At 69.5% G+C, this 22,706-nt stretch carries 21 protein-coding genes; 10 read left to right on the forward strand and 11 right to left on the reverse strand.

The genetic code is table 11. The annotated features are described in order from the left end of the window. Nucleotides 1-61 precede the first annotated feature (61 nt). Together glpX and HNR15_RS13125 are read left to right on the forward strand one after the other, a co-directional pair. Nucleotides 62-1,072: a class II fructose-bisphosphatase gene (gene glpX / locus HNR15_RS13120; RefSeq protein WP_179482480.1), complete on the forward strand. Its 1,011-nt coding sequence runs from the start codon at nucleotides 62-64 to the stop codon at nucleotides 1,070-1,072. A 10-nt stretch (nucleotides 1,073-1,082) separates the two neighbouring features. Next, entirely contained in the window at nucleotides 1,083-2,024 is a 942-nt protein-coding gene (locus HNR15_RS13125; RefSeq protein ID WP_179482482.1) for a PfkB family carbohydrate kinase, read from the forward strand. Here HNR15_RS13125 and HNR15_RS13130 read toward each other — a convergent pair. The 6 genes from HNR15_RS13130 to HNR15_RS13155 all read right to left on the reverse strand — a co-directional run bounded on the left by HNR15_RS13130 (nucleotide 2,001) and on the right by HNR15_RS13155 (nucleotide 7,613). Beyond that, nucleotides 2,001-2,693, reverse strand: a complete 693-nt coding sequence (locus HNR15_RS13130; protein ID WP_179482483.1) for an SDR family oxidoreductase — start codon at nucleotides 2,691-2,693, stop codon at nucleotides 2,001-2,003. The two genes, HNR15_RS13125 and HNR15_RS13130, sit on opposite strands and share 24 nt — an antisense overlap. A gap of 31 nt (nucleotides 2,694-2,724) precedes the next feature. After that, nucleotides 2,725-3,087 (reverse strand): hypothetical protein, encoded by a 363-nt coding sequence (locus HNR15_RS13135; RefSeq protein WP_179482485.1) that lies wholly within the window; start codon nucleotides 3,085-3,087, stop codon nucleotides 2,725-2,727. A gap of 78 nt (nucleotides 3,088-3,165) precedes the next feature. After that, complete coding sequence (locus HNR15_RS13140; RefSeq protein ID WP_179482487.1) at nucleotides 3,166-4,446, reverse strand: sn-glycerol-3-phosphate ABC transporter ATP-binding protein UgpC; 1,281 nt, start codon at nucleotides 4,444-4,446, stop codon at nucleotides 3,166-3,168. 37 nt (nucleotides 4,447-4,483) lie between these two features. Then, the gene (locus HNR15_RS13145; protein ID WP_179482489.1) at nucleotides 4,484-5,332 is read right to left on the reverse strand and encodes a carbohydrate ABC transporter permease; all 849 of its coding nucleotides are present in this window, start codon (nucleotides 5,330-5,332) and stop codon (nucleotides 4,484-4,486) included. Nucleotides 5,333-5,343: 11 nt separating this feature from the next. Continuing rightward, entirely contained in the window at nucleotides 5,344-6,309 is a 966-nt protein-coding gene (locus HNR15_RS13150; protein WP_343048541.1) for a carbohydrate ABC transporter permease, read from the reverse strand. Then, nucleotides 6,306-7,613, reverse strand: coding sequence for an extracellular solute-binding protein (locus HNR15_RS13155; protein WP_179482491.1), 1,308 nt, complete (start codon nucleotides 7,611-7,613; stop codon nucleotides 6,306-6,308). Before HNR15_RS13155 ends, HNR15_RS13150 begins: the two co-directional genes overlap by 4 nt. Nucleotides 7,614-7,876: 263 nt before the next feature. Here HNR15_RS13155 and HNR15_RS13160 point away from each other — a divergent pair, with 263 nt between their 5' ends. From HNR15_RS13160 to HNR15_RS13190, 7 genes are all read left to right on the forward strand, one after another. Further along, nucleotides 7,877-9,574: a fumarate hydratase gene (locus tag HNR15_RS13160; RefSeq protein WP_179482493.1), complete on the forward strand. Its 1,698-nt coding sequence runs from the start codon at nucleotides 7,877-7,879 to the stop codon at nucleotides 9,572-9,574. Next, nucleotides 9,571-10,065, forward strand: coding sequence for a carbonic anhydrase (locus tag HNR15_RS13165; protein WP_179482495.1), 495 nt, complete (start codon nucleotides 9,571-9,573; stop codon nucleotides 10,063-10,065). The genes HNR15_RS13160 and HNR15_RS13165 overlap by 4 nt, the downstream gene beginning before the upstream one ends. 33 nt (nucleotides 10,066-10,098) lie before the next feature. Beyond that, the gene (locus HNR15_RS13170; protein WP_218883724.1) at nucleotides 10,099-11,007 is read left to right on the forward strand and encodes an SCO6745 family protein; all 909 of its coding nucleotides are present in this window, start codon (nucleotides 10,099-10,101) and stop codon (nucleotides 11,005-11,007) included. A gap of 12 nt (nucleotides 11,008-11,019) precedes the next feature. Next, nucleotides 11,020-11,868: an MOSC domain-containing protein gene (locus HNR15_RS13175; RefSeq protein WP_179482497.1), complete on the forward strand. Its 849-nt coding sequence runs from the start codon at nucleotides 11,020-11,022 to the stop codon at nucleotides 11,866-11,868. A gap of 319 nt (nucleotides 11,869-12,187) precedes the next feature. Then, nucleotides 12,188-12,937, forward strand: coding sequence for a glycoside hydrolase family 16 protein (locus HNR15_RS13180; RefSeq protein ID WP_179482499.1), 750 nt, complete (start codon nucleotides 12,188-12,190; stop codon nucleotides 12,935-12,937). Nucleotides 12,938-13,353: 416 nt separating this feature from the next. Next, nucleotides 13,354-14,253: a glycoside hydrolase family 16 protein gene (locus tag HNR15_RS13185; protein ID WP_179482501.1), complete on the forward strand. Its 900-nt coding sequence runs from the start codon at nucleotides 13,354-13,356 to the stop codon at nucleotides 14,251-14,253. Nucleotides 14,254-14,303: 50 nt separating this feature from the next. After that, a complete protein-coding gene (locus HNR15_RS13190; RefSeq protein WP_179482503.1) occupies nucleotides 14,304-14,891 on the forward strand; it encodes a TetR/AcrR family transcriptional regulator in 588 nt (195 codons plus the stop codon). A 74-nt stretch (nucleotides 14,892-14,965) separates the two neighbouring features. On the opposite strand, the gene HNR15_RS13195 is transcribed toward HNR15_RS13190, so the two are convergent. The 4 genes from HNR15_RS13195 to rplM form a co-directional block, all read right to left on the reverse strand. After that, entirely contained in the window at nucleotides 14,966-15,388 is a 423-nt protein-coding gene (locus HNR15_RS13195) for an organic hydroperoxide resistance protein (protein WP_179482505.1), read from the reverse strand. A gap of 89 nt (nucleotides 15,389-15,477) precedes the next feature. After that, nucleotides 15,478-16,827, reverse strand: coding sequence for a phosphoglucosamine mutase (gene glmM / locus HNR15_RS13200; RefSeq protein WP_179482507.1), 1,350 nt, complete (start codon nucleotides 16,825-16,827; stop codon nucleotides 15,478-15,480). A gap of 137 nt (nucleotides 16,828-16,964) precedes the next feature. After that, the gene (gene rpsI / locus HNR15_RS13205; RefSeq protein ID WP_179482509.1) at nucleotides 16,965-17,480 is read right to left on the reverse strand and encodes a 30S ribosomal protein S9; all 516 of its coding nucleotides are present in this window, start codon (nucleotides 17,478-17,480) and stop codon (nucleotides 16,965-16,967) included. 42 nt (nucleotides 17,481-17,522) lie between these two features. After that, a complete protein-coding gene (rplM, locus tag HNR15_RS13210; RefSeq protein WP_179482511.1) occupies nucleotides 17,523-17,972 on the reverse strand; it encodes a 50S ribosomal protein L13 in 450 nt (149 codons plus the stop codon). Between the two features lie 245 nt (nucleotides 17,973-18,217). Between rplM and HNR15_RS13215 the strand changes: the two genes are divergently transcribed. After that, nucleotides 18,218-18,796, forward strand: coding sequence for a helix-turn-helix domain-containing protein (locus HNR15_RS13215; RefSeq protein ID WP_179482513.1), 579 nt, complete (start codon nucleotides 18,218-18,220; stop codon nucleotides 18,794-18,796). 9 nt (nucleotides 18,797-18,805) lie between these two features. Here HNR15_RS13215 and HNR15_RS13220 read toward each other — a convergent pair whose 3' ends face one another. Continuing rightward, nucleotides 18,806-22,600, reverse strand: coding sequence for a lipopolysaccharide biosynthesis protein (locus tag HNR15_RS13220; protein WP_179482515.1), 3,795 nt, complete (start codon nucleotides 22,598-22,600; stop codon nucleotides 18,806-18,808). Between the last annotated feature and the right edge of the window lie 106 nt (nucleotides 22,601-22,706).

Consider the following 22,706-nt stretch of genomic DNA (forward strand, 5'->3'; position numbering starts at 1 on the left):
ACTCACCGAGCGAGATCGAGGGGCCCCGCTGGCGGGCCCGACCCGCCGACCGAGGAGTCGCATGTCCACCGATGAGGCAAGCCGTCACAGCGCCGAGGTGCCGGATCGCAACCTGGCACTGGAGCTGGTGCGGGTCACCGAGGCAGCCGCCATGGCCGGCGGCCGCTGGGTCGGGCGCGGTGAGAAGAACGACGCCGACGGCGCGGCCGTGGCCGCGATGCGCCGGGTCATCTCCTCGGTCGCGATGAACGGCGTGGTCGTCATCGGCGAGGGCGAGAAGGACGAGGCGCCGATGCTCTTCAACGGCGAGCACGTCGGTGACGGCACCGGGCCGGGCGTCGACGTCGCCGTCGACCCGATCGACGGCACCACCCTCACCGCCAAGGGCATGAGCAACGCGGTGTCGGTGATGGCGGTGAGCGAGCGCGGCTCGATGTACGACCCCAGCTCCGTCTTCTACATGGACAAGCTTGCTGCCGGGCCGGACATCGCCGACGTCGTCGACATCCGCCTCCCCGTGGCCGAGAACATCCGGCGGGTGGCCAAGGCCAAGCGGGTGAGCGCCGCCGACGTCACCGTGGTCGTGCTCGACCGGCCGCGTCACGAGCAGCTCGCGAGCCAGATCCGCGACGCGGGAGCGCGCATTCGCTACATCGCCGACGGCGATGTAGCGGGCGCGATCATGGCAGCACGACCCGACACCGGCATCGACCTGCTGCTCGGCATCGGTGGCACCCCCGAAGGCATCATCACGGCGTGCGCGATGAAGGCCCTGGGCGGCACCATCCAGGGCATCCTCGCGCCGAAGGACGACGACGAACGCCAGAAGGCCATCGACGCCGGCCTGCACCTGGACACCGTGCTCAGCACCAACGAACTCGTCCGTGGCGACAACGCCTTCTTCGTCGCGACCGGCATCACCGACGGTGAGCTGCTGCGCGGGGTGCGCTACCGGGCCGACGGATGCTTCACCCAGTCGTTGGTGATGCGCTCCAAGAGCGGGACGATCCGGTTGATCGACGCGCATCACTCGCTGGCCAAGCTGCACGAGTACGCGACCGCGGCGGGCTGAGGAAACCGCCGTGCACGCCTCGACGTTGGTCATCGGTGAGGCCCTGATCGACATCGTGCGCCGCCCGGACGGGTCGGAGCGCGAACACGTCGGCGGCTCGCCGTTCAACACCGCCGTCGGCCTGTCCAGGCTCGGCCACCCGGTCTCGCTCGCGACGTACATCGGCGACGACGAACGCGGTCTGGCCATCAGCGACGCCCTGGCCGTCGACGGCGTGGACCTCACACCGGGAAGCGTGAGCGCGGCCCGGACTCCGACCGCTCTCGCGACGTTGGACCAATCCGGCGCTGCCACCTACGAGTTCGACCTGGCCTGGGATCCCTCCACCCCGCTCCCAGGAGGGCGGGGGCATCTGCACACCGGATCCATCGCCACCGCCCTGCAACCGGGCGCCAGCGCCGTCCGGGACGCCGTGGTCGCCCATCGCGCGCAGGGCACCGTCTCCCTCGACCCGAACCCTCGGCCGACCATCATCGGGGAGGCCGCGTCGGTCCGCTCCGGCATCGAGGAGCTCATCGGCCTGTCCGACGTGGTCAAGGCCAGCGACGAGGACATCGCGTGGCTGTACGGCGACGGCGTCGATCTCGGCGAGGTGCTGCGCCTGTGGGCTCAGCTGGGTCCTTCACTGGTGGTCGCCACCCGCGGTGGCGACGGCGCGCTCGTGCACCTGAGCGGCACCGGTGAGCTGGTCGACGTGCCGGGTCGGCGGGTGGACCTGGTCGACACCGTGGGCGCCGGCGACTCGTTCATGTCCGGGATGCTGTCGCAGCTGTTGGACGACGGGCTGCTCGGCGGCGCCGACGCCAGGGAACGCCTGCGCGCGGCAGGCCGCGACGCGTTCATGGCCGCTGTCGATCGTGGGATCGCGACGTCGGCGGTGACCGTCTCGCGGGCCGGGTCGCAGCCGCCGACCAGGGCCGAGCTGGGTCTACCGGGGCCCGGGACGGACTGACAGGTCGTCGACCGACGCGTCCGCGGGCATCTCTATGGCGAGGCGGACGGCGGCCGCGATCGACGACGGTCGGATGTAGAGGCCGCCGTCGTACTGGCCGCCCTGGGCCTCGACCAACTCGCGCTGCATGTCGGTGTCGACGCGTCCGGGGTAGATCGTGGTGACCCGCACCCCGTGCTCGCGCTCCTGCTCCCGCACCGAGTCGGCCAACGCGCGCACGGCGAACTTGCTGGCCGAGTAGAGCGCGGAATCGACGCGCGCGGTGAGACCGGAGCCGGAATTGATCACGACGACGGTGCCCTGCGCGCGGCGCAGCTGCGGCAGGAGCAGGCGGGTGAGGTCCGCCACCGCGACGACGTTCAGCTCCATGGTGCGCCGCCAGTCGGCGCGGCTCAGCGACGTCAGCGGTCCGTGTCCTACCAGACCGGCCGAGTGCACGACGGCATCGAGTTCACCGATGGATTCCGCGGCGGCGGCGGTGGCTTCCTCGTTCGCCAGATCGGCCACGAAGGGCTCGGCGGAGCGCAGGGCGACGCAGGTCTGCTTCACCGACGCCTCGTCACGACCACCGATCAGCAGGTGGTGACTCGCGGACAGGCTCTCGGCGACGGCCCGACCGATTCCTCGGGTGCCACCGGTGATCAGGACCGTCTTGCCAGTGCCGCTCATGGGGGCACCCTACGAAACGCGGTGCGCCCCCTCACCACCGCAGGCCTGCCTTCAACAGCGCGGCCTCGACGTGCAGCCGCTCCTCGCGCGTCAGGGGCGGCCGTGCGGGATGCGGCAGTTCGAGCGCGGCGCAGCACTCCAGCAGGACGTCCTCATAGGCCAGCTCGATCGCCGTCAGGCGGCGTTTGCGGGCCGGTCCCCCGCCTGCCCGCACCAGTTGCAGCTCCGAGCCCAGCCGGTGCAGATCGTCGGCCAGCCGCTCGATCGGCCGGTGGGTGGTGTGCAACGCCTGTGCTCCCCGGCGCAGCCGATGAAGCAACCACGGGATCTTGAACGCCAGGCTGATCACCGCGGCGGGCACGATGCATATCAGCAGGTACTCGACCACGCGCATCCGGCCTCCCCGCCGTACCCCGCAGGGCCGGACCCATGGATCGGACCCGGCCCTGCGGTACTACTGTCCTGCCGACGATCAGGAGGCCTGCCGCGGCTCCGCACTCTGCGCAGCCGCATTCGACTCCCGGGTGCGTGCCCGCTCGAGGGCGGCCTTGCGCTGCTCCTCGTTGTCCCGGGCGATCTCGGCGGCGCGGTCGTCGTCGCGGGTCAGGCAGTCGCCGGACTCCGGGTCGAAGACGTGCATGAAAGACGGGTCGAAGACCAGATCGGCCTCCTGTCCCTCCCGCACCCGTGAGCGCGAGTCGAGGTTGACGACCATCTGGGTGCGCATCCCCTCACCGTCCAGGTCGCGGTCCAGCTCCTCCAGGGTGCCCTGCAGGGACGGGTCGGAGTCGAACGGGATGTAGGCGTACTGCTCGTTGCCCAACCACTCCGTCACGTCGACCACGGCCTTGAACGGCACACCGTGGGAGATGTTGTCGCCGAGCGAGGCGTCCTTGATGTGCTCGGGCCGCAGTCCCACGATGACCGCGTTCTTGCCCTTGACCTTCTCCGCCAGCTCACCGGACAGCTCGACGTCGGCGATGGGCAGCTTGAGGGTGTTGCCCTCGACCCGTGCGGGCAGGAAGTTCATCGGCGGAGAGCCGATGAAGCCGGCCACGAACAGGTTGACCGGCTGTTCGTAGAGCTCCCGCGGCGACGCGCACTGCTGCAGGACACCCTTCTTCAGTACGGCGACCCGGTCGCCGAGGGTCATGGCCTCGGTCTGGTCGTGGGTGACATACAGCGTCGTGACGCCGAGCCGGCGCTGCATGCGCGCGATCTCGGTGCGCATCTGACCGCGCAGCTTGGCGTCCAGGTTGGACAGCGGCTCGTCGAAGAGGAACGCATCGGCCTCCCGGACGATGGCGCGGCCCATCGCCACACGCTGGCGCTGGCCACCGGACAGGTTCGCCGGCTTGCGCTCGAGGTGCTCGCGCAACTCCAGCATGTCGGCCGCGTCGTTGACCTTCTGCTTGATCTCGTTGTCGCTGTGCTTGCCCTTGGCGAGGCGCAGCGGGAACGCGATGTTCTCGAACACGGTCAGGTGTGGGTAAAGCGCGTAGTTCTGGAACACCATGGCCAGGTTGCGGTCCCGGGGCGCCAGGTCGTTGACCCTCTTGCCGTTGATGTCCAACTCACCGGAGGTGATGTCCTCCAGGCCGACGACCATCCGCAGCAGCGTGGACTTCCCGCAGCCGGACGGCCCGACGAGGATCATGAACTCCCCGTCGGCGATGTCGAGCGAGATGTCGTTCACGGCGGGGAATCCGTCGCCGTACTTCTTGACGAGGTTCTTCAGTTCGATGCTTGACACTGGCTAGCTCCTTCGTGCGATGCGGCGGGTAGGCCGGTCAGCCCTTGACGGCGCCGGAGGTGAGTCCGGCGACGATCCGGCGCTGGAAGAGCAGCACCAGGATGACGACGGGAATGGTGACGACGACCGCTGCCGCACAGATGGCACCGGTCGGCTGCGTGAACTGGCTGGCTCCGGTGAAGGAGTTCAGTGCGGCCGGGACGGTCTGCGCGCGGGCCGCGGTCAGGTTGCTGGAGAAGACGAAGTCGTTCCACGCGGTGAAGAACGCGATGATCGCCGTGGTGAAGACTCCGGGCGCGGCCAGCGGGGCGACGACCTTCACGAACGCCTGCCAGCTGCTGGCGCCGTCGACCTGTGCGGCCTGCTCCATCTCCCACGGGATCTGCTGGAAGAAGGCCGACAGGATCCAGATCGACAACGGCAACGTCAGCGTGATGTAGGGGATGATCAGCCCGGGCAGCGTGTCGAACAGGTGCAGCATGCGCCACAGGTTGAACAGCGGCGTGACCATCGCGATCACCGGGAAGAACGACACCGTGAGGGCGGTCACCAGGATCGCCTTCTTGCCGGGGAAGTCCAGCCGGGCGATCGCGTACGCGCAGAACGTCGCCAGGATGACGCTGATGAACGTGGCCACGATGCACACCACGACGGAGTGCCACAGAGCCGGCACGAACAGGTCCTTCGCGCCTCCAGTGAAGATGAGGCTGTAGTTGTCCCAGGAGATGCTCTTGGGCCAGAAGTTGCCGAAGACGTTCTGCTGCTGGTCCGCCAGCGCCGCCGTGCTCTTCAGCGAGGTCGCGACGATCCACAGGATCGGGATGAGCGTCCAGAGCATGATCGGCACGGAGACACCGGCGAGACCCCACTTGGTCCGGCCGTTCATTCTTGTGTCCATTACTTGGCGCCCCCTGTCAGGTCGACCTTGAAGAGCCGGACGAGTCCGGCGGCGATGATCAGGACGAAAATGAACAACAGCACGGCGAGCGCTGATCCCATGCCGATCTCCGTCTGATTGACGGTGGTCTGACCGACCAGCATCGACAACGAGTTGGTGTTGTTGGCCCCGCCGGTCATCACGAACGGGTTGTCGTAGATCCGGAACGCGTCGAGCGCGCGGAAGACGACGGCCACCATGATGGCGCCCTTCATGCTCGGGAAGACCACCTTGATCTGGCGTTGCCACCACGAGGCACCGTCGACTTCGGCGGCTTCCTCCATCGACTGGTCGACCTGGGCCAGACCCGCCAGCAGCAGCAACGACATGAACGGCGTGGTCTTCCAGATCTCCGAGAGGCAGACGATCGTCAGCGACGACCAGGTGCCGCCGAACCAGTTGTACGACGGGTCGAAGGCGCCGAAGGAGATGAAGTGCAGCCAGTGGTTGACGAAACCGGTGTCGAACTTGAACGCGTACAGCCATGAGAACGCGGAGACGACGGTGATGATCGAGTAGGGGATCAGGACCACGGTGCGCAACGTCCTGCGGGGCAGCACGATCTTGTTCATGACCATCGCGATCGCCATTCCGAAGACCAGCTCCACGACGAGCGTGACGATGGTGATCAGGGCGGTGATGCCGGTGGCCTTCCAGAACAACGGGTCGCTGAGCGAGGTGATGTAGTTCTGGAACCAGACGAACCTACGGGCGGCCGGGTCGGTCAGCCGGTAGTTGAACAGCGACAGGTAGAGCGCGTAGACGATCGGGTAGAACGTCACCAGCAGCATCACGACGAATGCCGGGCCGGCGAGCTTCCAGCCGAGGCGACGTTCGCCCCTGGTCCGGTCCGAGAGGCCGGCTTTCTTCTCGGAGCGGCGAGCGGTCGAACGCTCGCCGGTCGTGGTGTCCGCGACGGTACTCACAACAATGCCTTCCCCTTCAGGACGTTGGAAATGAAGGTCTGCGCCTTCTTCGGTGTGTTGCTGTTCACCGAGGAGGGCGGGCTGAACTGCTGCTGCAGTCCGGTGGAGATGTCAGCCCAGTAGGGCGACAACGGTCGAGGCGTCGCCGTTCCCAGCGACTCCAGGATCGTCGCGGCGATGCCGTTGGGGAACGCCTTCTTCACTGCGGCATCGGAGAACGCCGCCTTGCGGCTGGCCGGGTTGCCCGCCTTGGCCATGTACGACGCCTGGTTGGTCTCGTCGGTGATGCACGCCGCGGCGTCGTAGGCCAGATCGGCGTGCTTGCTGGTCTTGCCGACCGCCAGGTCGATGCCGCCGAACGGCGGCGCGGCCACCTTCCCGTCGACCGTGCGCGGGTAGAGGGTCGCCGCGATGTCGCTCTTGTTGCCGGTGAGCGCGGCGTAGGTGTAGGGCCAGTTGACCAGGAACGCCGCGGCACCGCTCTGGAAGAGGTTCAGCGCCGCCGTCTCGTCCGAGGACCCCATGGCGGGGCCACCGAGACCGGACTTGGCGATCTCGGAGATGATCGTCGCCGCGTCCTCACCGGCCGGGGTGTTGAGACCGAGCTTGGTGTCGTCGGCCGTCGCGCTCGGGTTCTTCACGATCGAGCCGCCGCCACCGGCGACCAGGGCGTTGATCCACACCGAGTAGCCCTCGTAGAGCTTGGCCTGGACCCCGATCTCCTTCTTCTCCTTCTTCGCGGCCGCGATGATCTGCGCCCAGGTGACAGGCTTGCTCATGTCGAGGCCTGCGGCCTGGGCGACCGACTTGCGGTACCAGAGCAGCTGGGTGTTGGCCCAGAACGGTGCCGCGATGAGCTTGCCGTCGAAGGTCGCGCCCTTGATCGCCGACGGCACCCGGTCGTCCTCGAAGTTGGAGACCATGTCGGCCGGCACGGGCGCGAGCAGCTTCGCCGAGGCGAACTGGGTGACGTAGGCAGGGTCCATGCTCATCAGGTCCATGGAGCTGTCGCCCGAGATCAGCCGTCGCAGCAGTTGGGTGCGCTGGTCGTCGGCGGAGTTGGGCAGCAGTTGCACCTTGATGTCGTACTTCCCGCCCGAGGCCTTCGAACAGGCCAGCGCGAGCGATGCCTGACCGCCCTTGCTCGCATCGGTGTTGCCGACGTCCGGGTTGATGTACCAGGTGAGGGTCTGCTTGCCGCTGCTGCTGCCGCTGCTACCGCAGGCCGCGAGCCCGCCGCTGGCGAGCATCACACCCGCCGCTGCCAGGGCTAAGCCACGACGTCGTGGCGTTGGGTTCTTCATTCGGTGGGGCTCCTGCCTCGACGGTCGTGCGTGTCGTGTACGACCTCAGTGTGACGCACACCACTCTGGCCATGGGGACCTTCGACGGCAAGGCGATCGCACAGACTTGTGCGAATGTGTCCGAATCGGTACCTACCCGTCGGTATCGGCTCAGATCGTCGTGGTAATCGGTCCGAGGGTCGCCCGGCGGCCCCGGCGGGAGCACGGCATACCCTGGCGGCCAGCGAACCAGCACCCATCCCCGCGAAGGAACGACCCTCTTCATGTCTTCTGCACCTCGCTTCAACTACGAGGACCTGCTGCCCATCGGGGCGGACACCACGACCTACCGCCGGCTCACCGCCGACGGCGTCCGGACCGTGGAGGGACCCGGCGGGCGCACCTTCCTGGAGATCGACCCGGCGGCGCTGCGACTGCTCGCCGATACCGCGATGCACGACATCGCGCACTATCTGCGCCCCGCCCATCTCGCGCAGCTGCGTCGCATCGTCGACGACCCGGACGCGAGCAACAACGACAAGTTCGTGGCGCTGGACCTGCTGAAGAACGCCGGCATCGCCGCCGCCGGCGTGCTGCCGATGTGCCAGGACACCGGCACCGCGATCGTGATGGGCAAGAAGGGTTCCCACGTGCTGGTCGACGGCGGGGCGCCCGACGAGGCCGCGCTGGCCCACGGTGTCCACGACGCCTACACCCGGCTCAACCTGCGCTACTCCCAGATGGCGCCGCTCACCACCTGGGAGGAGACCAACACCGGCTCCAACCTGCCCGCGCAGATCGAGCTGTACGCCGACAGCGCGGCCGGCCACGAGACGACGTACAAGTTCCTCTTCATGGCCAAGGGCGGTGGCTCGGCCAACAAGTCCTTCCTCTTCCAGGAGACCAAGGCGATCCTCAACCCCGACGCGATGCTGGCGTTCCTGGACGAGAAGCTGCGGGGGCTCGGCACCTCCGCCTGCCCGCCGTACCACCTGGCGATCGTGATCGGCGGCACCAGCGCTGAGTTCGCCTTGAAGACCGCGAAGTACGCCAGCGCCAAGTACCTGGACGAGCTGCCGACGCAGGGGTCGCCGGTCGGGCACGGGTTCCGCGACGTCGAGCTGGAGGAGCGGGTGCTCGAACTGACCCGGCAGTTCGGGATCGGCGCCCAGTTCGGCGGCAAATACTTCTGCCACGACGTGCGGGTGGTGCGTCTGCCGCGGCACGGCGCGTCGCTGCCCGTCGCGATCGCGGTCAGCTGCTCCGCCGACCGCCAGTGCCTGGGCAAGATCACGGCCGAGGGCGTCTTCATCGAGCAGTTGGAGACCGACCCGGCGCGCTTCCTGCCGGAGGTCACGCAGGAACAGCTGGACGGGGACGGCGACGAAGCGGACGTCGTCGAGATCGACCTGAACCGCCCGATGGACGAGATCCTCGCCGAGTTGACCAAACACCCTGTCAAGACTCGACTTTCGCTGACCGGGCCGCTGGTCGTGGCGCGCGATATCGCGCACGCCAAGATCAAGGAGCGCCTGGATGCCGGTGAGGAGATGCCGGACTACCTGAAGCAGAACGCGGTCTACTACGCCGGCCCGGCCAAGACCCCGGAGGGCTACGCGTCCGGTTCGTTCGGACCCACCACGGCAGGTCGGATGGACTCCTACGTCGAGCAGTTCCAGGCCGCGGGCGGCTCGATGGTGATGCTCGCCAAGGGCAATCGCAGCAAGCAGGTGACCGACGCGTGCCGCACGCACGGCGGTTTCTACCTGGGCTCGATCGGCGGTCCCGCGGCCCGTCTCGCGCAGGACTGCATCACCTCCGTGGAGGTGCTGGAGTATCCGGAGCTGGGCATGGAGGCCATCTGGAAGATCGAGGTACGCGACTTCCCGGCGTTCGTGGTGGTCGACGACAAGGGCGAAGACTTCTTCGCCGCCACCGCCAAACCCACCGCGTTCACCATCGGGAAGCGGCCCGGGCTGTGAGCGGGTTCGAGGACCTGCTGCGGGCCAACGAGGCGTTCGCCGACGCCTTCACCCTTCAGGGGCTGGAAGGCGCCGCGGCCGCGGGCGTGGCCATCGTGACCTGCATGGACTCGCGCATCGACCCCCTGGCGATCGTGGGTCTGCAGGTGGGCGACGCCAAGATCGTCCGCAACCCCGGCGGCCGGGTGACCGACGCGGCACTCGAGGCGCTGGTGCTCGCGGTGCAGCTGCTCAAGGTCGACCGGGTCATGGTCGTCCCGCACACCCGGTGCGCCGTCGCGTCGGCCACCGAGTCAGAGTTGCGTTCCCGCGTCAGCGCATCCGCCGGCACGGATGCCGCGTGGCAGCGGTTCCACGTCGTCGACGACCAGCTCCGGACGCTCGCCGACGACGTCGCTCGCGTGCACAGCCATCCGTTGATTCCCGACCGGGTGCAGGTGGGTGGTTTCGTCTACGACGTCGACACCGGCCTGCTGCACCAGCACGTCTGACCCGCACCATCACCTCCACCGATCGGAGCACCCGTGCCTGAGGCGCAGCCCATCCCGCAGCGGTACGACGAGGCGGCGCGCCGCCTCGCCCGGACCGCGTACGAGACCCTGGAGCCGCTGCACGTGGTGGCGTACTTCAACCCGGTCATCCGCGAGCAGCAGAAGAGCAGCGGTCTGTCCAGGATGGCCCGCTACCTCGCGGGTCGCGGCGCGCCGCTGGGCGACTGCCCGGGCGCGGTCGTGGCCGCCACGTTCTACAACTTCAACCCGACCGCCGTCGGGCCCGCGTGGGACGAGGCGGTCGCGTACGGGCTGGACCGCACCTACGCGATGCACCTCGAGGCGATCGAAGTCACGCTGCGCACCGCGCTCGGCCCCCTGACGCAGGACCCCGAACTCGCCCGGGTCGCAACCCGATTCGCACAGATCGCCCAGAGTCTGTCGTACGCCGGCCGGCCGCTGGCCGCCGCGTGGGCGTCCACCGAGACACCGGACGCAGCTGCCGCGCCGCACCTGCAGCTCTGGCACGCATTCGCCGCACTGCGGGAGTACCGCGGCGACGGGCACCTGGCCACGCTCGTACAGGCCGGACTCAGCGGCGCCGAGGCGCTCGTCTTCCACGAGGCGCCGCACCCCGACCCGACCCTGCGCCGACGAGCGCTCGGCGCGGACTTCGCGCGGGCGTCGCGCGCCTGGTCCGACGAGGAGTGGGGCGCGGCGACGCTGTCCCTGCAGCGGCGGGGCCTGCTGGACGACCAGGGCACCATCAGCCCGGCCGGTGTCGTGCTGTACGACGCGTTGGAGGTCGCGACCGACGACGCCGCGGCCGGCATCTTCGACGGGGTGGGCGATGCCACGGAGCTGATCGCCGCCGGCCGTCCGTTCGTCAAGGCCGTCCTGGACGCCGGGATCCTCCCGGGGACCGTCGCCAAGGGCGCCTGAGGCACCGCGCTCATGCAGGTCAGCGGGCTGCGGGTCCATCCGGTGAAGTCGACGGCGATCCGGCCGGTGCAGGCGGCGTACGTCAGTCGCGCCGGCGTGCGCGGCGACCGCGAGTGGATGGTGGTGGACGGTGACGGCAAGCTCGTCTCGGCCCGCGAGCTCCCCCGCCTGTTCTCGGTGACGGCCGACAACCGGGCGACCGGCGTCGACGTCGATCTGCGTCTCGGCGCGCCGGGGATGCCGAACCTGGACGTGCAGCATCCGCGGACCGACCTCGTCACGGTCCGGATGTTCTCGGAGCCGCCGATGCAGGCCCGTCCGGTCGGCGAGGAGGCCGACGAGTGGTTGCAGCAGGCCGTCGACCATGACGACCTGCACCTCGTGTGGTGCGACGATCCGACCCGGCGCGCGCTCGACCCCGACTACAGCCGCGACGGCGACCACACGGCGTTCGCCGACGGATTCCCGCTCAACCTGGTCACAGACGCGTCGGTGGCGCAACTGGACACCTGGGTCCGCGAAACGGCTGTCGAGCGCGCGGAGGCACCGACCGTCATCACCGCGGCGCGCTTCCGCGCCAACATCGAGATCAGCGGTGCACCAGCGCCGTTCGCCGAGGACCAGTGGTCTCGCATCCGGATCGGCGAGGTCGACTTCCGGGTGCCGCTGCCGTCCGCACGCTGTGTGATGACGACCATCGACGAGGACCTGCGCAAGGGGAAGGAGCCGATCCGGACGCTGGCCCGGCACCGCAGGTGGGAGGGCGCGACTTGGTTCGCCGCCAACCTCATCCCGGACACCGAGGGCACCATCCGGGTCGGCGACGAACTCACCGTGCTGGAGCAGGTCGCGCCCGGCTGAGATCACCGCAATGGCGCCTCACATTTCTGCGTAACGAGGCATTCTGCGCGGGTCGCCACCTACCGTTGCTGTGTCACGTCATCCTCGGAGGACCCCGATGGCACCTTCTCCTGCGACCTCAGGCGGCCGGATATCACGCCGAGCCGCCGTGGGCGGGGGCCTCGGCGCGGCCGCGTTGGGCGTGCTGGTGGGGTGTGAGGCGCTCGAGCGGAGGACGAGCACCAGCACGGGTGCGGGAACGAGTGCGACTCCGCCCTCGAGCACCTCCACGCGGGTGACGCCGCAGCCGGTGCAGACCCCCAGGGGTTCCGGCGAACCGATGCCGCAAGGCGACCTGGCCGGGTGGAAACAGGTCATCGCCGAGGACTTCACCACCGACATCGGGGTCGGCGGCTTCGTCGTGGGGGACGACGGGCTGCTCACCGACAGCTGTGCCGCGCACGCGGCGTACGGCTCGCGGCTCAGCGGATACCAGGACGGCCCCACGGACAACGGCGGCCTCTACCGGGTCGCGCGCACCGTCTCGGTCACCGACTCCATCCTGGACATCCACACCCGCACCGACCCCGTGACGGGGAAGCTGCTCAGCGCAGCCATCTACCCGTTTCGGGCAGGCCAACCCTCCAATGCGCACACCTACGGCCGGTGGTCCTACCGGCTGCGCTCCCTCGACGCCACCGGGACCGGCATCATCTGCGTCAGCCTGCTCTTCCCGGAACGCAAGCAGGACTGGCCCAGATCCGGTGAGATGGACTGGCCGGAGTGCGACGTCAGCGGGGCCGTGGGCGGGAACCACCACCCGGCGGGTTACCGCACCAACATGGCAGAGCAGATCTCGGGCCTGGGGCTGCGGTTGCACGACTGGCACACCTTCACCCTCGACTGGCGCAAGGGTTCCCTCTCCTACCTGGTGGACGGCATCACGGCCTTCTCGACCAAGACCCACGTGCCGTCCGGCTCCCTGAAATGGGACATCCAATGCTCTCCCGATCCCGCGCGGCGCACCCTTCCGCGCAATCTGTCCGCGCACGTCCAGCTGGACTGGGTGGTCGCCTACGACCCTGCGTGAGCCGGTCGACGTCTCACCCGGCCACCCCGGCGTCTTCCGTATCGCGCATGGATCGGACACCCTGAACCAGGCAGATCCATTTTGGACTATCGACGAACGGTCGACTGCGAGGCTCGCATGTCCGCACATCTCCCCCTCCCCGCTGCGGTGGCCGGTGCAGACGGGGAACCACACCGCGGTACCGGCGGGGCCTGCGCGTCTGCAGATCGACCGGGTCGTCGGATACGACCGGTCCTGAGCCGACCGACGCCCCCGCCCGCTTTACGCGCGGCACATCGAACCTTGACCGAATCCATCGACTTCTCCGAGGCCCGGCCGCCCTACCCCGAAATTAGCCTCGTGCACGAGGCCACCTCCCACGCCTCCGGTCGACCCGCCCGAGCGGTCCGGGAGGACGCGAGCAGAGGCAGGACACCATGAGGGCGCACCCGATCAATCGACGCGCACTGCTCGGCGGGTCCGCCGGCCTGGCACTCGGCGCAGCCGTCTCCGGTGCAGCCGGAGCCACCAGCGCGTCCGGAGCCGCGCTGCCGGTCGGCGATCTGCCCGGCTGGAAGCAGGTGATCCGCGAAGACTTCACCACGGCCGTCCCGAGGGGCGGTTTCGTCGCCTCTCCGACCACGTACGGCGAGCTCGCCACCACGTGCGCGGCCTACCGCGCCTACGGGAAACGACTCGGCGTCTACGGCAACGGACCGGTGAACACGTACGGCTACTACGACGTGAGCAAGACGCTCTCCACGTCGGGTTCGCTGCTGGACATGTATCTGCACCATGACACCGCGACCAACCGCAACGTCAGTGCGGCCGTCTTCCCCTTCCGCGCCGGCAGCACCACGAACGCCCACCTCTACGGCCGATGGTCCTACCGGATGCGCTCCTACAACGCCACCGGGACGAACTGGGCGTGCGTGTCGCTCCTGTGGCCGGACGTGGACAGTCAGTGGCCGATGGCCGGCGAGATCGACTGGCCCGAGGGAGACGTGCGCGCCGTGCCGTCGGGCGCACGCGGCAACGTCGCCGGGTTCTTCCACCCGCGCGGCGCCCAGTCCGGCCACGAGGGGACGGTGCCGATCCCGGGCCTCAACGGCCTGTGGACCAACTGGCACACGTACACCATCGAGTGGCTCCCGAACTCGTTGAAGTGCTACCTCAACAACCACCTGGTCCTCTCCCGCACGACCAGGGTCCCGTCGACCCCGATGCGGTGGATCACCCAGTCCTGCCCCAGCAACGACAACAGGGGCGCGCCGCTGCGACCCGCCGGATCGGCTCACGTGCAGATCGACTGGGTCGTCGCCTACGACCGGGCCTGATCCGGCGGCCCGGCATGCGCCGGGACGGCCAGCTGTTTACGATGTGACATATGACGTCTACTCGTAGCTCGGCCACCGATGAAGAGAGCCTGCTCGACGCCGCCCGGGACTGCGTCCTGGCCGTCGGGTGGCGTCGTACGACGGTCACGGATGTGGCTCGCCGTGCCGGCGTCTCCCGCATGACGTTCTACCGGCGGTGGCCGGACATGACCGCGCTCACCGCGGACCTGATGACGCGTGAGTTCGCCGGGGCCGGAAGCTCCGTACGCGGCAGGTCGGCCGACGACGAGGTGGACGCCGCCTCGATCGCCGCCCGCGTGTCGTCCGCCGTGACCGAGATCCGCAAGGACCCGCTCTTCCAGAAGATCATCGATGTCGATCCGGAACTCCTACTGCCCTACCTGCTCGACCGGCGCGGCCGCGCGCAGGACACCATGCTGGCGGCACTGGTCGACCGGATCCGCGAAGGCCAGAGGAGTGGCGGCGTGCGCAGCGGCCGGCCCGAGGTGCTGGCGCGCACCGTGCTCCTCATCTGCCACGGCTTCGTCATCTCGGCCCAGACCATGCAGGACAGTCGGTACTCCGATCGCATCGCACGGCGTGAGCTGACCCAGGCGGTCGAGAGCTACCTGGCCTGAAGAAAGGCCACTCACACGACTGCGCCCCGTGCCGCACAAGCGGCACGGGGCGCATCACGCGCTGCGGGGACGACTCAGGCCACAGACACCGTGACGTCGATGTTGCCGCGGGTCGCCTTGGAGTACGGGCAGAACTGGTGAGCCTGCTCGACCAGCTGCTGCGCGGTCGCCTCGTCGACGCCGGGGATGTGCGCGACCAGCTTCACGGCGAGGCCGAATCCCTCGCCCGTCTTGCCCAGGCTCACCGAGGCGGTCACGGTCGACTCGCTGGTGTCGTGCCCGGCCCGGGAGGCCACGGCGTTCAATGCCCCGGAGAAGCACGAGGCGTACCCGGCGGCGAAGAGGGTCTCGGGATTGGCCTTGGGGTTGGACTTGCTCCCCGGCTTGCCGAGCACCACATCGATGACGCCGTCCTCGCTCTTGACGTGTCCGTCGCGGCCGCCCTCGGCGGTTGCGTCCATCGTGTAGACGACCGAGTCGAGTGCTTCGTAGGGCATGGGGGAACACCTTTCGTTGGGGAGCTGTCACCTAGGTCAACGTGCTGCGGTGACAACCATTCCCCCGGCCAACCGCCTCGAGAGGCCTCTCAGTCCAGCGCGAGCTCGGTGGCGACGACCGCCGCGAGCTGCTCGGCCAGGTCGTCCGCCTGCTGGGAGGTCTGCGCCTCCACCATCACGCGCACGAGGGGCTCGGTGCCGGACTTGCGCAGGAGCACCCGCCCGGTGTCCCCCAGGGCCGCCTCGGCGTCCTGGACGGCGGACAGCACGGTCGCGTGGTGGTCCACGGCGTCCTTGTCGACATGTGGCACGTTGACCAGCCGCTGCGGCAGCCGCGTGACGCAGGCGGCGAGCTGCGCGAGCGTCGAACCCTGCGAGGCGACGCATGCCGCGAGCAGCAGCCCGGTGAGGACGCCGTCCCCGGTCGTGCCGTGCTCGAGCAGGATGACGTGGCCGGACTGCTCGCCGCCGAGGGACAGGCCGGACCTGCGCATCTCCTCCAGCACGTAGCGGTCGCCGACGCCGGTCTGGCGCACGGTGATCCCCGCGGCACGCATGGCGTGATGCAGGCCGAGGTTGCTCATGACGGTCGCTACGAGCGTGTCCTGCGCCAGCCGGCCACGACGCTTCAGGTCGATGGCGAGCACCGCCATGATCTGGTCCCCGTCCACGTCGTGCCCGTCGCCGTCGACCGCGAGGCAGCGGTCGGCGTCACCGTCGAAGGCCAGCCCGAAGTCGGCTCCAGCGGCCGGTACGGCCTGGCGCAACGGTTCCAGGTGGGTGGAGCCGCAGCCCTCGTTGATGTTGACGCCGTCGGGAGCGGCACCGATGAGCGTGACGCGGGCCCCGGCCTTCTCGAAGACGCGCGGTGCGACGTCGTACGCCGCGCCGTTGGCCGTGTCGAGGACGATGTGCAGGCCGTCCAGGCGGTGCGGGAGCGCTCCGAGCAGGTGGGCGACGTAGCGGTCCGCGCCTTCCTCGTACGCCGTCACGCGACCGACCGACGCCCCGATCGGGCGGTCCCAGTCCTGGGTCAGGTGGGTCTCGATCGCGTCCTCGATCGTGTCGGGCAGCTTGTGGCCCCCACGCGAAAAGAACTTGATGCCGTTGTCGGACATCGGGTTGTGCGAGGCGGAGATCATCACTCCGAGGTCGGCGCCGCTGTGCGCCGTCAGGTGGGCGATGGCGGGGGTCGGAAGGACCCCTGCGTCGTGCACGTCGACACCGGCCGACGCCAGACCCGCCACGGTCGCGGCGGAGAGGAACTCGCCAGAGGCCCGCGGGTCGCGCCCGACCACGGCGTGCGGCCGGTGGCCGGCGAACTGGCCCTCCTCGGACAGCACGCGCGCTGCGGCGGCGGCGAGACCGAGCGCGAGCTCCGCCGTCACCTCACGATTGGCCAGGCCGCGCACCCCGTCGGTGCCAAACATTCGTCCCATGGGCACACCTTCCTACATCACGAACATGAAGAAGCCCCGGCGCCTGGGGTGTGTTCCAGGCGCCGGGGACCTCTTCCGACGTACGCCGCGGGATCCCACGACGTACCGGAGCGAAGCGGAGAACTTCGCGGGGTGACTCAGCGCTTGCTGTACTGCGGCGCCTTACGGGCCTTCTTCAGACCGGCCTTCTTGCGCTCGGGCACACGGGCGTCCCGGGTGAGGAAGCCGGCCTTCTTCAGCGGGGCTCGGTTGAGCTCGGGGTCGATGCCGTTCAGCGAACGCGCGACGCCGAGGCGGACGGCGCCGGCCTGGCCGGAGGGGCCACCGCCGGAGACGCGCACGAGCACGTCGTACGCACCGTCGAGCTCGAGCACCCGGAAGGGCTCGTTGACGAGCTGCTGGTGGACCTTGTTCGGGAAGTACTCGGCCAGCGTGCGGCCGTTGACCTTCCACTCGCCGCTACCGGGCACGATGCGCACGCGGGCGATGGCCTGCTTGCGACGGCCGGTGCCGGCGCCGGGCTCCGATGCGGAACGACGGACGGGCGCCTCCGCGTCGTCGCCGACGGGGCCGGCGGACTCTGAGGTGTATTCGGACAGTGCGGGCTCGTCGGTCTCGAGGACGTCGAGCTCGGTGGTCTGGTCGTCAGCCACGATTCTCCTGAAGTCTTGAAAGGGTGGTGGGCAGCCGGCGCGTTACTGCGCGACCTGGGTGATCTCGAACGGGACGGGCTGCTGGGCACCGTGCGGGTGCTCGGGGCCGGCGTACACCTTGAGCTTGCTCATCTGGGCGCGACCGAGGCTGTTCTTCGGGACCATCCCGCGGATGGCCTTCTCGACGGCCTTGGCCGGGTCCTTGGCCATCAGGTCGGTGTAGGAGGTCGCCTTCAGGCCGCCCGGGAAACCGGAGTGGCGGTAGGCGATCTTCTTCTGCATCTTCGAACCGGTCAGCGCCACCTTGTCGGCGTTGATGATGATCACGAAGTCACCGGTGTCCATGTGCGGCGCGTAGGTGGTCTTGTGCTTGCCGCGCAGCAGGCTCGCCGCGTGCGTGGCCAGGCGGCCGAGCACGATGTCCGTGGCGTCGATGATGTGCCAGGCGCGCTCCTGCTGGAGCTGCGCCGTCTTGGGCGTGAAAGTGCGCACGTTCGTCAACTTTCTGAATCGTTTGTCGTGCTGGGCTGTCGGACCTGCCACCGGCCGATCGCCCGGTGAGGGCGCATCTGCGGCGACGACCGAACGTCGATGGGCGCGTGAACGCGACCCCTCAAGTTTACGGAGTTCCCGTCGTTCAGCCCAAATCAGGCTGACGCCCTGTCATACCAACGAGATTCGAGGACGTAGGGCACTGCTTCGGTCGAATGCAGAGAGATTGTGCAAAGCTATTGTGCATGCCTTCATCCTCCGCGTCGACCCCGCAGACCGGCTCGCAGAGCCTGCGCGTGCTCGCCCACCCGCTCCGCTCGCGCCTGCTGGCCCGGCTCCGCGTCCACGGTCCGGGCACGGCCACCGAGCTCGCCGAGGCGCTCGGCACCAACTCCGGGGCGACGAGCTACCACCTGCGGATCCTGGAGGAGTCCGGACGGGTGCGGGACACCGGCACGGGCACCGGGCGGCGCCGGGTGTGGGAAGCGGTGGCCCTGCCCGCACGCGAGTCCGCCGAGCCCGACGCCGACGCCGACGAGACCGCCGCCGCGCGCTGGCTCGAATACGACCTGGTGCAGTACGTCGCCGAGCGCACCGATCGGTGGATCGAGCAACAGGACGGCTGGCCGACGCCGTGGCGCACCGCGTGCGGCCTGGACGACCACGACGTCCTCGTCACCACCGAGCAGCTCTCCGCGATGGCCGAGGAGCTGGCGGAGGTCCTGCAGCGGTACCGGCGGGTCGGAGCCGGCAGCCCCGGGGCTCGGCGCGTCGCGGTCTACACCACCGTGCTTCCCGTCGATCCCGCACCGCGCACCGCCTGAGCGGGCAGGTCAGCGCGGCTTTCCGCCGCTGACCAACCGGTACAACTCGGCGTCGGGCGTGCGCACCACGATGCTCCACTGCGTGGATGCACGGACCGCCGCGCGGAGCCGGACGAAGTCCGCGTACGACTGGTTGCCGTAGCGCTCGTCGTACGCCCCGATCTGGTCGGAGACGAAGAGATAGTGAGCGGTGGCCGGCTGCTTCGCGAACTCGGCGGTGACCTGACGCAGATCGGTGACGGGGTCGTACTTCGCGCCCGCGGTGGTGGGGTACCCGGTGGTTCCGGGCTTCGCCTCCAGATCGCGGCTGGTGTAGATGACGTCCTGATAGCGGGCGGCCTGCAGTGCCGGCGAGGCGTTCTGCGTCCCCAGGTCGAGTACCAGCGACCCCGCGAGAGCCTGCGTCTCGAAGATGTAGTCGGCGCGCACGGCCCCCGGGCTGATCACCCGCGCCCAGTCCATCCCCGTCTGACCCACGACGGCGATGGCCAGCATCCCCGTGGCCGCCAGTGCGACCACCGGGGTGCCCAGCCGCGCCCGGGCGAGCCACCGGCCCACGCCCAGGTGTCGCCCGGGCACCTTCCGCAGGGCGAGGATCGCGAGCCAGGGCAGCGCGAACAAGGTGATCCGGAAGATCCCCTCACCGCCGTAGTTCGTCCCGAGCGAGAGGGTCACCGGGCTGGCGGCAGCGATCGCCAGCGTCCATGCGACCCGGTCGCGAGTGCGTACGAACATGAGCAGGGCGACGAAACCGATCACGAAGAGCGCGGACGCCGGGAGGAGGAACGTCGCCTGCGTGACGAGCGGCTCGCCGACTGCTGACGGCGGGTGGGTCGGCGGTGCGATGTTCGCGATGACGTTGCCCACCTCGCCCGGTTCGACGTACGCCCGCAGGATGCCGAGGTTGGCCACTGTCCAGGCGAGCGCCGGCACCAGGACTATCAGCGGCGACCACCACGGCTTGATCGCCCGGGTGACCACCAGCACGCCGAGCGCGGCAGTCACGATGAACGGGGTGATCTGATGCTGGACGACGATGGCGCACGCCACCGGCACCGCTGCGAGCACCCGCAGCCGGGCCCGGCGCTGGGACTCACCCTCGGGCGGAGCGAGCAGCAGCGCCACGATGCTCAGCCCGGGCGCGAAAGCGAGGACCTGCGGCGCGAAATAGACCGTGTTGAGGGTGTTGCCGAGCGCGAAGATCCCACCGGCGATCCACGCGCGCCGCGGCGAGAGGATCCGGCCGGCGAGGACCCGGACGGCGAGCGCCTCCATCCCCATCGCGAACACCGGCCACCACGTCGCGACCGTGAACGGGTCGTGGATGCCGCTGGCGGAGATGAGCCATGCCTGTCCGGTGAAAAGACCCGACCACGCCTGATAGATGTCGGTGCTCGGACGCACCTGGTGGTAGGTGAGGACGTAGCGGATCACCCCGACGTGCCGGGCGGCGGTCGGGAGTGCCGGCAGCGCGTAGACCAACGCCTGGCTGGCGATCACGACCACAGCCGCCGAGATCACCGACACCCATGGCCTGACCCTGCGCGTTACTGCAGCCACGAACGCCGTAACGATCAGCGCCAAGCCGAGGAACCAGGTGGGCAGCACCAGGGCCGTCAGGCCTCCGCGTACCGGCCCGGAGTGGTGCGGCTGCGCGCTCAGCAGGCTGATCAGCACCCCCACGACCGCGGGCCATCCGGTCCACAGCGCGTCGCGGGAGGTCAGCGGCCGCACCGACCAGAGCAGCCAGTCGACGTCGCGGTGTCGCACGACGAACGCAGCCAGCGAGATCACGCTGGCGCCGCCGACCACGGCGTACGCACCGCCTGGGTGCCATTGCGCGGACAGCGCCATGCCCATCCCGACACCGGTGACGACCGTGGCCGACCCGACCCAGCTGAAGAGCACCAGCGACGAGGGGCGCAGGCCCTCGACCCAGATGCAGACCGCGAGACCGGGCACCAGCTGCAGCAGCAGCCAGGTGCCGCCGCTCCCCAGGTCGTGCACCCCCAGCACCCGTGCAGCCAGCACCACCGCGACGGCGCCGAGCGTGACGATCGCGATGTCGACGTACGAGGTGACCGACAGCCCGCCGCCTGAGGAGGACGCCGGCGGGGTCCACGGTGTCCAGCGAGCCCACCGGGCCCGCAGCGAGGTCCCTGGCGTGCGGGTCGCCTGCCCCGGCTCGTGCGGCGGGGCGTACGGCCCGGCGGCGCTTCTCGCGACCGGCGGACCGACCGCGCCGGTGCCGCGCGGGGCCGACCGGGGCATCCTGACCTGGAGCCGTGCCATCAATGTCCCTCCGCGGGTCCACCGCGTGTCGGAGCCGCCCCCGGAGGTGGCAGGAACGGCGGGGTGGTCGGGGTCGGACGATCTGCCCTGCAGCGTGCGCAGCGACATCAACAGGGGCACGACGCACAACATCCCGAAGACGAGCCGCCCGACGTTCCACCAGGTGCTCTGCGGGAGATAAGTCGAACCGCCGGACAGCAGCATCATCGCGACGAGGAAGCCCAGGCTGGTCCTGCTCGACGGCGAGCGGCCGTGCAGCGCCACGACCGACCGGCGCAGCCACAGCGTCTGAGCGCTCAGCCCGGCCAGCGTGCCGATCGCGGCCGCCTCAAGATGGAGTGAGGACAGCAGGGCGAAGGTCACCACCAGCTTGGCCACCACGGCGATCCCGGCGCTCCAGGCGATCGGTGCCGATCTGCGCACCGTGATCAGCATCCGCGAGGACGCCGCACCGGCCGCCACCGGGAGGGAGGACAGGCCCACCAGGAACACGATCCGAGCCAACGGAGCCGGGTGGTAGCTGGGGGTGACGAAGACCCGCAGGAGCGGTGGGGCGGCGACGGTGACGGCCAGGAGAGCCCACCCGAGCAGCCAGTAGAGACCGTCCCGTGAGGCACCGATCACCCGCCAGCGTTCCTCGACGTCGAGGATGCTCTTGAATCTGGGCAGCCAGGCGCGGTTGGTGAAGAGCAGGATCAGCGTGACCGCGTTGCCGATCACGAACGCCACCTGGTAGCGGGCCACCTCCCCCGGACCCAGCGCGCGCTGGATGATGAACCGGTCGCCGGCGGTGAGGATGAAGTCCGACAGACCCGCGAAGACCAGGGGTATGCCGAGCCGGAGCGCGATCCGCGTGGTCGCCAGGTCGGCGATCCCCCGCCACCGCGGCCGGGTCCAGATCACCCCCAGGACCAGGGCCGCCCACTGCGCGGTGACGATGCCGAGGCCGTACATCTGCGCCGACCGGTGGACGCCGAGCACCAGTGCCAGACCGATGAACTGCCCGCTCACCGTGGACACGACGCTCACCGTCATGAACCGGGCCAGACGGTCCTCGGCCTGCAGGAGCGCCAGCACCATCTGCACCGCGGCGCCCGGTGCCGTCCAGGCGAGAGCGACGTAGACCATGTGCCGGCTGCCGGTGAAGCCCAGCGCCGGGCCCCACAACGGCGAGAGGACGAGGAAGGCCGTGATGACGACGAAGGCGAAGACGATGCCGGTGGCGAGCAGTCCGCGTCCGCGCCGATCGTCCGCACCGTCCTCGACCCGCTGCATCTCCAGCGCCTGGTCGAGACCGAACGTCGCCAGGACCGCGACCAGCTGGTAGAGCGCGATGGCCGCGGACAGGACACCGAAGTCCGAGCGCGGCAGCAGGTGGGTGAGGAACGGGGAGACCAGCGTGGAGATGAGCAGCTGACCGGACCAGGCGAGGACGTAGAGCAGGCCGCGGCCGAACAGTCCGTGAGTGGCGGTGGCGTCGACCGCCGGGGCGTCCGTCGCCGCTGCGGTCATGCGCGGCGCCGGGCGCGCTGGGGGTTCGGCTCGGCGCACCACATGGCGCCGATTCTAGGTGCGGAATCGCTCGGATGTAGGGCAGTTGACGGACTCTCGCGACCGC

This window comes from Allobranchiibius huperziae, assembly GCF_013410455.1.
In the GTDB taxonomy this organism is placed as follows: Bacteria; Actinomycetota; Actinomycetes; order Actinomycetales; family Dermatophilaceae; genus Allobranchiibius; species Allobranchiibius huperziae.

What these genes read in the sequence shown, in the direction of transcription:
- glmM (WP_179482507.1), bottom strand. Translation starts at nt 16,827, where the DNA reads ATGGGACGAATGTTTGGCACCGACGGGGTGCGCGGCCTGGCCAATCGT.
- HNR15_RS13145 (WP_179482489.1), bottom strand. Translation starts at nt 5,332, where the DNA reads ATGAACGGCCGGACCAAGTGGGGTCTCGCCGGTGTCTCCGTGCCGATC.
- HNR15_RS13190 (WP_179482503.1), top strand. Translation starts at nt 14,304, where the DNA reads ATGACGTCTACTCGTAGCTCGGCCACCGATGAAGAGAGCCTGCTCGAC.
- HNR15_RS13215 (WP_179482513.1), top strand. Translation starts at nt 18,218, where the DNA reads ATGCCTTCATCCTCCGCGTCGACCCCGCAGACCGGCTCGCAGAGCCTG.
- HNR15_RS13195 (WP_179482505.1), bottom strand. Translation starts at nt 15,388, where the DNA reads ATGCCCTACGAAGCACTCGACTCGGTCGTCTACACGATGGACGCAACC.
- HNR15_RS13155 (WP_179482491.1), bottom strand. Translation starts at nt 7,613, where the DNA reads ATGAAGAACCCAACGCCACGACGTCGTGGCTTAGCCCTGGCAGCGGCG.
- HNR15_RS13135 (WP_179482485.1), bottom strand. Translation starts at nt 3,087, where the DNA reads ATGCGCGTGGTCGAGTACCTGCTGATATGCATCGTGCCCGCCGCGGTG.
- HNR15_RS13130 (WP_179482483.1), bottom strand. Translation starts at nt 2,693, where the DNA reads ATGAGCGGCACTGGCAAGACGGTCCTGATCACCGGTGGCACCCGAGGA.
- HNR15_RS13160 (WP_179482493.1), top strand. Translation starts at nt 7,877, where the DNA reads ATGTCTTCTGCACCTCGCTTCAACTACGAGGACCTGCTGCCCATCGGG.
- HNR15_RS13220 (WP_179482515.1), bottom strand. Translation starts at nt 22,600, where the DNA reads ATGACCGCAGCGGCGACGGACGCCCCGGCGGTCGACGCCACCGCCACT.
- glpX (WP_179482480.1), top strand. Translation starts at nt 62, where the DNA reads ATGTCCACCGATGAGGCAAGCCGTCACAGCGCCGAGGTGCCGGATCGC.
- HNR15_RS13185 (WP_179482501.1), top strand. Translation starts at nt 13,354, where the DNA reads ATGAGGGCGCACCCGATCAATCGACGCGCACTGCTCGGCGGGTCCGCC.
- HNR15_RS13175 (WP_179482497.1), top strand. Translation starts at nt 11,020, where the DNA reads ATGCAGGTCAGCGGGCTGCGGGTCCATCCGGTGAAGTCGACGGCGATC.
- HNR15_RS13180 (WP_179482499.1), top strand. Translation starts at nt 12,188, where the DNA reads ATGCCGCAAGGCGACCTGGCCGGGTGGAAACAGGTCATCGCCGAGGAC.